This is a genomic window from Methylophaga sp. UBA2012, assembly GCF_002335235.1.
Classification (GTDB): domain Bacteria; phylum Pseudomonadota; class Gammaproteobacteria; order Nitrosococcales; family Methylophagaceae; genus Methylophaga; species Methylophaga thalassica.
In genome coordinates, this window is record NZ_DDCG01000019.1 from 43,374 (window position 1) to 55,472 (window position 12,099).

Annotated in this window: 15 protein-coding genes; 1 reads left to right on the top strand and 14 read right to left on the bottom strand. The window is 44.5% G+C overall.

Annotated features, from left to right (window positions below):
• Positions 1–4: 4 nt before the first annotated feature.
• From cheY to B2248_RS13420, 14 genes are read right to left on the bottom strand one after another with little or no spacing between them, the layout of a single operon-like run.
• A complete protein-coding gene (gene cheY, locus B2248_RS13355) occupies positions 5–394 on the bottom strand; it encodes a chemotaxis response regulator CheY (protein WP_007146649.1) in 390 nt (129 codons plus the stop codon).
• Positions 395–410: 16 nt separating this feature from the next.
• Positions 411–1,133, bottom strand: coding sequence for an RNA polymerase sigma factor FliA (locus tag B2248_RS13360; protein WP_273179817.1), 723 nt, complete (start codon positions 1,131–1,133; stop codon positions 411–413).
• The gene (locus tag B2248_RS13365) at positions 1,130–2,002 is read right to left on the bottom strand and encodes a MinD/ParA family protein (RefSeq protein WP_007146647.1); all 873 of its coding nucleotides are present in this window, start codon (positions 2,000–2,002) and stop codon (positions 1,130–1,132) included. The genes B2248_RS13360 and B2248_RS13365 overlap by 4 nt, the downstream gene beginning before the upstream one ends.
• On the bottom strand, positions 1,995–3,203 hold the full coding sequence (gene flhF, locus B2248_RS13370; protein WP_007146646.1) for a flagellar biosynthesis protein FlhF: 1,209 nt from the start codon (positions 3,201–3,203) through the stop codon (positions 1,995–1,997). Before flhF ends, B2248_RS13365 begins: the two co-directional genes overlap by 8 nt.
• A gap of 21 nt (positions 3,204–3,224) precedes the next feature.
• Positions 3,225–5,312, bottom strand: coding sequence for a flagellar biosynthesis protein FlhA (gene flhA, locus B2248_RS13375; protein WP_273179819.1), 2,088 nt, complete (start codon positions 5,310–5,312; stop codon positions 3,225–3,227).
• Between the two features lie 6 nt (positions 5,313–5,318).
• Positions 5,319–6,452, bottom strand: a complete 1,134-nt coding sequence (flhB, locus tag B2248_RS13380) for a flagellar biosynthesis protein FlhB (RefSeq protein ID WP_273179821.1) — start codon at positions 6,450–6,452, stop codon at positions 5,319–5,321.
• The gene (gene fliR, locus B2248_RS13385; RefSeq protein ID WP_273179824.1) at positions 6,445–7,227 is read right to left on the bottom strand and encodes a flagellar biosynthetic protein FliR; all 783 of its coding nucleotides are present in this window, start codon (positions 7,225–7,227) and stop codon (positions 6,445–6,447) included. The genes flhB and fliR overlap by 8 nt, the downstream gene beginning before the upstream one ends.
• 2 nt (positions 7,228–7,229) lie before the next feature.
• Complete coding sequence (gene fliQ, locus B2248_RS13390) at positions 7,230–7,499, bottom strand: flagellar biosynthesis protein FliQ (protein ID WP_007146641.1); 270 nt, start codon at positions 7,497–7,499, stop codon at positions 7,230–7,232.
• A gap of 2 nt (positions 7,500–7,501) precedes the next feature.
• Complete coding sequence (fliP, locus tag B2248_RS13395; RefSeq protein WP_007146640.1) at positions 7,502–8,236, bottom strand: flagellar type III secretion system pore protein FliP; 735 nt, start codon at positions 8,234–8,236, stop codon at positions 7,502–7,504.
• Positions 8,233–8,655 (bottom strand): flagellar biosynthetic protein FliO, encoded by a 423-nt coding sequence (gene fliO / locus B2248_RS13400; RefSeq protein WP_273179827.1) that lies wholly within the window; start codon positions 8,653–8,655, stop codon positions 8,233–8,235. The genes fliP and fliO overlap by 4 nt, the downstream gene beginning before the upstream one ends.
• Positions 8,655–9,113: a flagellar motor switch protein FliN gene (gene fliN, locus B2248_RS13405; protein ID WP_007146638.1), complete on the bottom strand. Its 459-nt coding sequence runs from the start codon at positions 9,111–9,113 to the stop codon at positions 8,655–8,657. The genes fliO and fliN overlap by 1 nt, the downstream gene beginning before the upstream one ends.
• Positions 9,110–10,132, bottom strand: a complete 1,023-nt coding sequence (gene fliM / locus B2248_RS13410; RefSeq protein WP_273179830.1) for a flagellar motor switch protein FliM — start codon at positions 10,130–10,132, stop codon at positions 9,110–9,112. The genes fliN and fliM overlap by 4 nt, the downstream gene beginning before the upstream one ends.
• A gap of 2 nt (positions 10,133–10,134) precedes the next feature.
• Positions 10,135–10,632, bottom strand: a complete 498-nt coding sequence (locus B2248_RS13415) for a flagellar basal body-associated FliL family protein (RefSeq protein WP_273179833.1) — start codon at positions 10,630–10,632, stop codon at positions 10,135–10,137.
• A gap of 50 nt (positions 10,633–10,682) precedes the next feature.
• Positions 10,683–11,093 carry a flagellar basal body-associated FliL family protein gene (locus B2248_RS13420; protein WP_007146635.1) on the bottom strand — a complete coding sequence of 137 codons (411 nt, stop codon included), beginning with the start codon at positions 11,091–11,093 and terminating at the stop codon, positions 10,683–10,685.
• A gap of 83 nt (positions 11,094–11,176) precedes the next feature.
• Here B2248_RS13420 and asd point away from each other — a divergent pair, with 83 nt between their 5' ends.
• Complete coding sequence (gene asd, locus B2248_RS13425) at positions 11,177–12,067, top strand: archaetidylserine decarboxylase (protein WP_273179835.1); 891 nt, start codon at positions 11,177–11,179, stop codon at positions 12,065–12,067.
• Positions 12,068–12,099 lie beyond the last annotated feature (32 nt).

A 12,099-nucleotide genomic window follows, 5' to 3' on the forward strand; every position in this document is an offset into this window, starting at 1 on the left:
CTCCTTATTGTGCGTTGATGCGTTCAAAAATCTTTTCGATTTTTTCTTTAAGCGTTGCTGCAGTAAATGGCTTGACGATATAACCATTCACGCCAGCCTGTGCCGCTTCAATAATCTGCTCGCGTTTTGTTTCGGCGGTGACCATCAGAACCGGTAGTGATGAAAGTTTTTCATCGGCACGAACAGTTTTAAGCAGATCAATACCTTGCATGCCTGGCATATTCCAATCGGTGACCAGAAAATCAATTCCGCCTGCCTGAAGAATAGGCAAGGCCGTAAGACCATCATCAGCTTCTTGCGTATTGTTAAATCCCAGATCTCGTAACAGGTTTTTTATTATCCGACGCATTGTGGAAAAATCATCCACGATCAGGATCTTCATATTTTTATCCAAAGCACACCTCCAAAATTTACATAATCCAGTCACGAAGTTTGGCGCGAAGTCGAATCACAGTTTGGCTATGAATCTGACTGACCCTGGATTCACTGACTCCCAGAACCTCGCCTATCTCCTTTAAATTTAATTCGTCATTATAATACAGGCTCATTAATAAGCGCTCTCGCTCTGGTAGTGTGTCTATGGCTTGTGCCAATGCCTGTTGGAAATCATCATCCTGAACTTCATCATCGGGTTCGCTGGGGCCGACAGATATTGGATGAGCATGGGTTTCATCATTATCAGTAAACTCGTCAAGACTGAAAATCTGATAACCACTCGAATCATTTAACTGTTGATAGTATTCATTGATATCGATACCAAGTGCACTCGCTACTTCACTGTCTGAAGCATTTCGCCCTTTTTCTTGTTCTATTTTATGCATTTGTTCTGCAATTTCTCGGGCTTTTCTATGAACGGATCTCGGTGCCCAGTCATTACGTCGGATTTCATCCAGCATCGAACCACGAATACGGATACCGGCATAGGTTTCAAAACTGGCACCCTGAGCTGAGTTATACTGATGTGAAGCATCAAGTAAGCCAATCATACCTGCCTGGATCAAATCTTCTACATCAACTGATGCTGGCAGTCTGGCGATCATGTGATAAGCGATTCGCTTTACCAATGGCGCGTGCTGTTCAATCAATTCTGATTTACTTTGACCCGATGTGTACATGACAGCTCTGTTGCTCATACCATTTCCATACTTGCCTGAATGAGTCTTTCAACAAAAAATTCCATGTGCCCACGTGGCTGCTTCTGTACTGGCCAATACTCTATTTTTTTGGCTAAATGATTAAATGCTGTAGCCGCTTTGCTACGTGGAAATGCTTCTACTACACTGCGTTGTTTCTTGACAGACCGTCTTAAATCCTCATCAAACGGTACTATACCCATAAAATCGAGGGTGACGTCGAGAAAGCGATCACAGACTAGCGAAATTTTATCAAACAGTTCACGACCTTCTTGTACACTTCTACACATATTAGTGACGATATGGAAACGCTCTACTTGGTGTTCACGACTGAGTAATTTGATTAAAGCGTAAGCATCGGTGATGGAAGCGGGTTCATCACATACCACCACAATGACTTCTTGAGCAGCTTTACTAAAGCTGATGACACTATCTGCGATCCCGGCTGCACTATCGATAAGTAAAACATCAATATGCTGATCCATTTCGCTGAAGGCTTGTATCATGCCAGCGTGTTCAGCACTGCTTAACTCGGCCATTTTTTTCACGCCAGACGTCGCAGGAATGATTTTTAAACCAGAGGGACCCTCAACAATTATTTCATTCAGTGTTTTTGAGCCATCCAGAACATGAAGCAGATTGAATTGAGGATGAAGCCCTAACATAACGTCAATATTTGCCAAGCCTAAGTCAGCATCCAATAGAACGACTTCTTTGCCCAATGCAGCAAGTGCAACGCCCAAGTTAACGGTGACATTGGTTTTACCAACCCCACCTTTACCACTGGCAATAGCAATGACCTTCACTGGTCTGGCTGCTTGCGCCATTTTTCGAAGGCCAGCAGCTTGATCATGGGTATTTTCAGCCATAGGCGGCAAAACCTCCATAACTGGATACTGTTTGAGGATCCAGTTGTTGCTCATCATTCATCAACTCACTGGCCTGATTAACAAGTGTATTTGGCCGGGCGAGACTCAGATCCTCAGGAACCTGCTGACCATTAGCAATATAGGCCAGTGGTAAACGATGCCGCACTAAAGCTGAAACGGCACCACCAAGACTGCTGGCTTCATCTGTTTTTGTCAGGATACAGCCGCTCAAGTTCAAGTGAGAATAGGCATTAATAATATCATCCATAGCACTTGTTTGAGTGTTCGCTGACATCGTTAAGTAAGTTTTGACACGAGGTGACTGCTGTTTAATCACGGCAAACTTCTCTGTCAGTTTTATATCACGTTGATTCATTCCCGCAGTATCTATCAGGATAAAGCGGCGATCAAGCAGGTCATTGAGTGTTTCAGTCAGCTCAGCATGGGTTCGGGCAACTCTGACAGGCACGCCTAGAATCCTGGCATAGGTGCGTAACTGCTCTTGTCCACCAATGCGATAACAGTCAGTAGTGATGAGCGCAACCTGCCGGGCGCCATGCTTTAGAGCGCAACGAGCGGCCAGTTTAGCGATGGTAGTGGTTTTGCCAACACCGGTTGGTCCGACCAGTGCATAGATGCCGCCCTGCGATAAAATATCTTCTTCAGTGAGATGAATTTGAGAGGCTAACTGCCCGAGACAATGACGCCATGCTGTTTCTAAATCATCAATACCTTGTATTTTTGCGGTAATGGATTTGGCAAGTTCAACATCAATACCCATTTGCATAAAGCGCTTCAGTAGCTGTACCTGAGTTGGATTTTGACGTTCCATATCTTTCCATGTCAGATCGGAAAGCTGGTTTTGCAGCATATTACGTAAGCCAGCGATTTCTTTACGCATCTGGACTAAAGTGGGTTCCTGAGACCAGATATTTTGTTTCGGAGCAGGCTGAGATGGCTCAAACGAATTACTCTCAAGACTGGGATTAATTTCTACCCTTGGAGATACATGAGGTTGTGGCGCTTCGTCTACCTGAGACTGACGACGAAACTGCGATTCGTCATAATCAGTGGCCGCGACGATCTCAATCCCACCATCAACACGTGTGTTGGAGAGAATGACTGCATCCGGACCGAGAACATCTCTTACTTCTCGGATAGCTTGACGTACATCAGCTGCCTGGAAACGTTTGATTTTCATACATCAACCTCAAACTCTAATTCATCGACCGATATTGGCCACTATTCTTATTTGTTTGTCATCCGGTATTTCGTTATAGGACAACACGTTCAAACCGGGAATGGAGTGGCGAATAAAACGAGAAATCCAACTTCTCAAACCTGCCTGAACTACCAGAATAGCTGAGTCACCCGTCATTTCCTGTCTTTGAGTGGCTTCCTGCAAGTTCTTGTGCATATTCTCTGCCAGTCCTGGTTCGAGGCTGGCTCCACCTTCTCCCGATGCCTGTAAAGTTTTTAGCAATATCTGTTCCAGTTCTGGATCTAAGGTGATAATCGGCAAATCAGTGCGAGTGCCATTGATATGCTGAATAATGGAATGACTCAGTGCCATACGCGTTGCGGCTGTAATGGCTTCAGGATCTGGATTACGACTCGCCTGTTCAGAAATCGCTTCGGTGATGGTGCGAATGTCACGCACAGGAATGTTCTCTTCCAACAGGTTTTGTAAGACTTTTTGTACCGTACCTAATGGCACGGTATCAGGCACCAGACCTTCAACCAGTTTAGGCGCAGATTTTCCAAGGTTATCAAGTAAGTGCTGAACTTCTTCACGTCCCAGCAGATCATGGGCGTGATTATTCAGAATCTTACTCAAATGGGTAGCAATAACCGTGTCGACATCAACAACGGTGTAGCCTTGCGCTTGTGCATATTCTCGTTGACCGGTCTCAATCCAGGTAGCATCAAGCCCAAAAGCAGGATCTTGTGTTTTGATACCTTCAAGCGCACCAAAAACCTGACCTGGGTTGATAGCCAACATTCTGTCTGGATGTACTTCTGCTTCACCAAATGTCACCCCAAACAGGGTGATTTGATAGGCCGTTGGTGCCAGATCCAAATTATCGCGAATATGTACCGGTGGGATCAAAAAGCCCATTTCTTGTGAGATTTTCTTACGTATTCCTTTGATTCTGTTCATTAATTGTCCGCCCTGGTTTTTATCTACCAGAGGAATAAGACGATAACCCACTTCCAGGCCAATAGGATCAACCGGGCTCAAATCATCCCAACTGAGTTCACGTTGCTCACGGGAAGTCTCAGATGAAGGTTGCTGGGACGCCGCTAATTCATTTTGCGTGGCGACTTTTTGACGCTGATGAATCATAAATGCACTGCCACCACCGATGGCGGCTAGAATCAGGAAGGGGATATTTGGCATACCCGGAATTAAGCCAAGTCCACCGATGATAATTGATGTCACCGCCAAGGTTTTGGGATTACTCAATAACTGACTGACAATCTGTTGCCCCATATCCTGTTCTTTTGTGGAGCGTGTAATCAGCAGGCCGGCTGCTGATGCCAGTAATAATGAAGGTAACTGGGCAACCAGACCATCACCAATAGTTAATAATGTGTAGTTCTGTGCGGCCTGAGAAAAACTCAAATCATGTTGGGCAACACCGATAATGAAACCGCCAATAATATTGATAAACAGGATTAGGATACCGGCGACAGCATCACCACGGACAAACTTACTGGCACCGTCCATGGAACCGTAAAAGTCTGATTCCTGCATAATTTCTTCACGACGACGACGTGCTTCATCCTGATCGATAAGACCAGCGTTTAAATCAGCATCGATCGCCATTTGCTTACCAGGCATAGAGTCCAGAGTGAAGCGGGCACTAACTTCGGCAATACGTGTAGCACCTTTGGTGACCACGACAAAGTTAATAATGACGAGGATAGAAAACACCACAAAACCGACAGCATAGTTACCACCAATCACGAACTCGCCAAAAGCTTCGATAACGTTACCAGCCGCCGCCGCTCCGGTGTGTCCTTCCAGCAGAATGATGCGGGTTGAGGCGACATTTAATGCTAAGCGCAGTAGGGTTGCGATCAACAAAATACTGGGAAAGGCTGCAAAGTGCAGCGGTTTAAGCATGTAAATACTGGCAAGTACAATCACCAGTGATAGGGCGATATTAAAGGTAAATAGCATATCCAGCATAAAAGCTGGTAAGGGAAGGATAACCATGGCCAGCAATGCCACCAGTAGCATTGGCGTGGCTAATTGACCGTTTACAACTGATTTAAAACGGGCAGCCAGTACGTTATTTTCCATGTAGCGTTAATCTCGTCTAAATTCTTCAGGTATTGGCAAATCTTCTGGATTCAAATGCGGTTTCTTGCCACCTTGTTTTCGGTAGCGACGCAATTGGAATACAAAAGCCAGTACCTGAGCTACTGCAATATATAGACCAGATGGAATTTCTTCGCCGATTTCTGTTGAATAATATACGGCACGAGTCAGCGGTGGTGCTGCCAGAATAGGGACTTCATTATTTTGTGCCACCAGTCGAATTTGTTGTGAAATCAAATCTGCGCCTTTAGCCACAACAATAGGTGCGCCAGGACGAGATTGATCATAACGAAGCGCGACAGCGTAATGAGTCGGGTTAGTAATAACGACATCCGCTGAGGGAATATCCTGCATCATCCGCTGCTGGGACATTTGAATCTGCATACGTCTAATACGACCTTTGACTTCAGGATTACCGTCTGTTTGTTTCATTTCATCTTTGACTTCCTGCTTGGTCATCCGCAGTTGACGGTTGTGATTCCATAATTGAAATGGCACGTCGATGAGTGCGATTAAAATCAAACTGGCTGTGATTGCAATAAATACCCACAACGTTAAATAACCTAAATCGGTCATGGCAACGTTCACTTCCTGGCTGCCAAGCGTCAATAATTGGTCACGTACTCCCCATAAAATTGCGGTAGATATAGCACCAATAAGAATGAATTTACCTAATGCTTTTGCCAGCTCAGCTAAACCTTGAGGACCAAAAACGCGTTTAAGCCCCTTAATGGGATCCATTTTTTCAGGTTTAAACGCCATGGCTTGTGTGGAAAAATTCCAGCCGCCTATGAGGGCTGGTGCTGCCAGTGCTGCAAAGACAGTGACGGCAAGGAACATGCCCAAATCAAAAGAAATAATTTCGATCATATGCATGAAATGATGCACCATCGCCATCGGATCAAATATTTGTTTTTGGGTCAGGGTAAGGGATTCATTCATGACCGCAGCCATATCCGCAATCAGACTGCTTCCCATAAAAAAAAGAGCGATGGCACTGGCCACCAGAACCATCACCGTAGTTAATTCTTTTGAACGTGGAACCTGGCCTTTTTGTCGGGCGTCTTCTAAACGCTTGCCCGTAGGCTGTTCTGTTTTTTCTTGTCCAGTTTGCTCAGCCATCCTGAACCACCATTAACCTTATCAGTTGTAATATGTGATCTGTCATCTCCAGTAAGTGATCAGCCACTAATGGCAAGGTCACAAACATAATGACAAACCCCATCACAATGGTCATCGGAAAGCCGATAGAGAATGGACTGATTTGCGGTGCAGCACGCGATAAGATACCAAACGCTAAATTGACCATCATAATGGAACCTATCGCAGGTAAAGCAATAATGACGCCAGCAGCAAACATCCAACTTGCCTGAGCAGCAATATCCCGAAGATCAGTAGGGGTTAAGCCGCTTGCAGAAATCGGCATGGTGACAAAACTTTCGGATAACACCTTAATTAGAATCAAATGCCCATCTACGGTGATAAACAGTAGTGTGATAAAAATCAGATAAAACTGACTGATGACCGGGACCAGTACGCCGTTTTGTGGGTCAACCATGGAGGCAAAGCCCAACCCCATCTGCATCGCAATGATTTGCCCGGCAACGATAAAGGCATTGAACAGTAATTGCAGCATAAAGCCCATGCAGGCGCCAATCAGAATTTGCTGAGCGATGATCAATAAACCTTCGACACTTAGCGGTTCAACGCTAGGCATACTGGCGGGGATATTCGGTACCAGAATAATACTGATGGCCAAGGCGATAATGATGCGTGTGCGGGTACTTAAAAAATTACTACTAAAAATCGGGGAGACCATGATCATGGCTGCAATACGAATGAAGGGCCACATATAAAGCCCTAACATACCGGTAATCTCAGCGGTGCTGATTTCCATCATTAACCGATAAGAAACGGTATTTCTTCATACAAACGACGAGTGAAGCCAAGCACCATTTCCAGCATCCATGGTCCTGCCATCACCAGGACAAGCAGGGTGATGAACAGTTTAGGAATGAAACTCAACGTTTGTTCATTGATTGAAGTCGCCGCCTGAAACATGCTGACCAGAAGACCAATCAATAGCGCCGGCAGTAAGATAGCAGCGATCAAAATCGAGATGATCTGTAAGGTCTGCTGCATCACGGTGAGAACGGTTTCTGGCGTCATAATTACACGTAAAAACTCGAAGCTAAGGTTCCCATAAGGAGTGCCCATCCATCAATAAGTACGAACAGCATTAATTTAAAGGGTAGTGATATCAACATAGGAGAAAGCATCATCATCCCCATTGCCATCAGTACACTGGCCACCACTAAATCAATAATCAGAAACGGAATAAAAATCAGAAACCCAATCTGAAACGCAGTTTTAAGTTCACTGGTCACAAATGAGGGTAGTAACAAACTGTAGGGAATATCCTGCGGTGTTTGCATTTCTTCATAGCCGCCAATAGAAGCAAATAAGGCAATATCACTTTCCCGTGTTTGAGCAAGCATAAATTCTTTAAACGGTTGCCCAGTCTGTTCAATAGCTTGCGTAAACTCGATGTCGCCATTCATATACGGCACAATGCCATCATTGTATGCATGGTTAAACACCGGATGCATGATAAAAATAGTCAGAAACAAGGCTAAGCCGATGAGTACCTGATTGGAGGGGGTGGATTGCACACCAATCGCCTGACGTAATATTGCTAAGACAATAATAATCCGGGTGAAAGAGGTCATCATCATTAAAGCAGCAGGCAGTAATGTGAGCGCCGTCATTAATGCCAGAATTTGTAAGGTGACGCTATAGCTTTGTCCACCTTCACCATCAGTCACCGTCACCGCCGGAATGCCGGGATCAGCGAGACTGATTAATGGAAATGCCAATAAACATAGACTCAGCAACAGTCGTATCATGCATCACCTCGTTGCATTAACTGGCGAAGTTTATTAGCGAATTCATTGGGAGATGACGATTCGGTCTCTGTTAACGGCGTTTCCAGTTTGTGTAAGGTATTAATCTGTTGAGCCGTTACCCCGAGTAATAATTGTTCTTCACCGATCTGTACCAAAATGACACGCTCTCTGGTACCCAACGGAATGCCTGCAATGACCTTTAATTTACCGTTGGCGGCGGCGTGAAAGCGATTTGTCCGTTTCAGTAGCCAAGCTACGGCGACAATACAGGCCAGAACCAGTAACAAACCAAATAAGGTTTGCAATAAATTAAGGGCGGACAGCGGTGACTGGTTCAGGCTATGCGTCGCGGACTCAGTAGCTGCATAGCTTGATACTGAAAAGCCCAAGCCGATTATGAGAGGCCAGAGTTTTTTCATCAGCGCAGTTTCTTGATACGTTCTGATGTGCTGATAATATCCGTCAAACGAATACCAAACTTATCGTTAACCACAACAACTTCACCATGAGCAATTAGGGTATCGTTGACAAGGACATCCATCGGTTCACCCGCCAGTCTGTCTAGCTCAACCACTGAGCCCTGACTGAGTTGTAAAAGGTTACGAATACTGATTTTGGTACGACCAATTTCCATTGAGATAGTGACAGGAATATCCATCACCATATCCAGATCGACATCTGATTTTGGTCTTCCTTCATCATCAAGCTTGGCTACTGGAGCAGGATTAGCTTTTTGACTGGCTTCTGATTCAGCTTGCTCTTCTAAAGCAGCTGCCCATGGATCCTCTTCAGCACCATCGGCATCACCTTGTTGTTCCAGTGCAGCCGCCCATTCGTCAGCCAATTCCTGATCTTGTGTCTGGGTGTCTTCACTCATAATTTTTTACCTTTTTTCAGGTGGATCGTTGAACTTGTATCGTGAGGATGTTCAATAACTTCCATAATTTTTAATGCCGCTTTTTCATGATGTTCACCAAAGGTGGCACGAAACATGGGAATGTCTTCTACCATGGTCGTGACTTGCTTGGGCATATCAATAGGGATGATATCCCCTGGTTTTAATTTCATTATTTGTCCAAGTGATAATGTGGCTTGAGCTAAGTTTGCCCAGAGCTCTACATCAGCCAGCATAATTTCTTCACGCATGGATTTTTCCCAGCGTCCATCATCCATGCTGCGGTCACTTTGTAAGCCGGTGTCCAGCAACTCACGAATAGGTTCAAGCATAGAGTAGGGGAAAGTAATGTGGATATCGCCACTGCCACCGTCTAAATCGACATGGAAGGTAGAGATAACCACGACTTCACTTGGACTCACAATATTGGCAAATTGTGGATTGACTTCGTGGTTAACAAACTCGAATTCAACCGGCATCACTGGCGACCAGGCTTCAGTCAGGTCTTTGAAACAGAGGTTGAGCACCATATTGATGACGCGTAGCTCGGTTGAGGTGAACTCTCTTCCTTCAATACGTGCTTGAAAACGACCATCTCCACCAAAGAAATTATCTAAAAATGTAAAGACTAATTTGGGCTCAAACACCACCAAGCCCGTGCCTCTGAGCGGATGCAGATGAATCAAGTTCAGACTGGTCGGTACAAATAAAGTGTGTATGTACTCGGAGAATTTCATCACCTGTACACCGCCCACTGAGATTTCAGCAGAGCGGCGCAGCATATTAAAAAGGCTGATCCTTAAATAACGACCAAAACGCTCATTAATCATTTCCAGGGTTGGCATCCGGCCACGGATGATACGTTCTTCATTGCCGAAGTCGTATGGTCGGGTGCCTACATTGGCATTATTGTCTGATGAATCAGTTTCAAGATCGCCATCACCCAAGCCATTAAGCAGCGCATCTACTTCATCTTGTGAAAGGATGTCATGAACAGCCATGATTATTGCATTATGAAGCTGGTAAAGTAGACGGCTTCCAGTTGTCCATCAACGGAAGATTCATTTTTCAAAATTTCATTTATGGTATTTAAACAAGCTTGTTGCAAGGCTTTGGTACCTTCGACAGTCTGAAGTTCGTCATAATTTTGACTAAAGAACAGCATATTTAGCTCATGTTGAATCGCTGGCAGGTTAAGCGTGACCGCATCAATCACATCCTGAGAGCGGGCTTTAACCTTGAGTTTGATCTGCATGTATTTCACTTCGCCTTTGCTTTGCTCAGAGAAATTCACAATGAAAGGTTCTTCAATGGCGTAATAAATAGGGGGTTGTTTGACTTCAACTTTCTCTTCTTCAGCCTGTTCGTCACCGCCACTCATCAGAAAGAATGCCGCTACACCGCCTCCGATCAGTACTAATGCAGCAATGATGATAATCAGCAGTTTTTTCTTACCACCTTTGCCTTCAGTAATTTCAATGTCTTCGCGTTCTTCAGCCATGGTATTGTTATTCCGTTTTGTTAGTTTATCTTAAGCAAAGAGTGTGCCGCTTATTGGAGAATGAAACTCGTAAAATAGACTTTTTTGATATCACTGTTGCCTGTTTCTTCTTGTAGTACTTTTTGTACGCGTTCAGTTGCAAGAGCATCTAATTTTTCTCTGCCTTGTATCGTCGTCACCGACTCGTATGTTTGTTGTGAAAACAATGTTCTTAACTCATCCTGAATCATGGGCAGATTGAGTACAGCACTATCCATAGCTTCCTGGCTTGAAGCCATTAAAGCAACTTTGATTTGCAGGTAGCGTGCGCGTTTCTGACTCTGATTAACAAAGTTGATAGTGAAGGGTTCTTCGATTTTGTAATAAACAGGTGGTGTTTTCTCGCTTTCATCAGCAGCATGAATCGGCGTCACTAACAGAGACATTAATAAGATGGTGATTAGCGACAGCGACTTCTTCATTGCTTGTTATACTCCATGATTTATTTCGATAAAGGTTTACACAGAATTATGACAAGCTTGGGCAATTGGTTAAAGAGGCAGGCATGAGTAAAACGCAAAAACACCAACAACCTTCTTGGTTCAGCAAACTATCTGATGTGATTTTGACGTTGCCGCAGTATGTGATTCCGCAGCATACCTTATCTGTCATCATGCATGCGCTGACACGTAGTCAGATGACATGGTTTAAGAATGCATTTATCCGTTTTATTACTTGGAAGTTTGACGTCAACTTGAGTGAAGCTGCGGTGTCTGATCGTGATTTTTATCCAAGCTTCAATGCTTTCTTTACGCGTGAACTTCGTCAGGGCATTCGTCCTGTTGCCGCAGGAAAGGATGTGGTTGTTTCACCCGTCGATGGGGCCGTGAGTCAAATAGGCCCTATCATTGAGCAAACCATTGTTCAGGCTAAGGGCCGAAGTTATAGCGTTGAAGAATTATTGGGTGGCGAGAAGGCGTTGGCACAGCGCTATGATAATGGGCAATTTGCCACCATTTATTTATCACCTCGCGATTATCATCGTATCCATATGCCGATAGCGGGAAAGTTAAAGGCAATGCGCTATGTGCCTGGAAAATTATTTTCAGTTAATCCTCGAACCGCGAGAGCCGTACCCCGATTATTTGCTCGCAATGAACGTGTTATTTGTGTATTTGACACTGAATTTGGTGATGTTGTTTTGGTATTGGTGGGAGCTATTTTTGTTGGCAGTATGGAAACGGTATGGGCCGGCCAGATAACACCTCCTTATGGTAAAACAATCGAAAATTGGACTTATGTGGGAGATGAAGCGCTATCATTTGAAAAAGGCCAGGAAATGGGCCGGTTTAACATGGGCTCGACGGTAGTAATGTTATTACCTGCTGGTATGAAACCCTTTAATCAAGAATGGCAGCCAGAGAAAAAAATTCAACTCGGGCAGGCGATGAATTAAGTTTGTTTATAGATGAAATAAAAAAGCCGGCT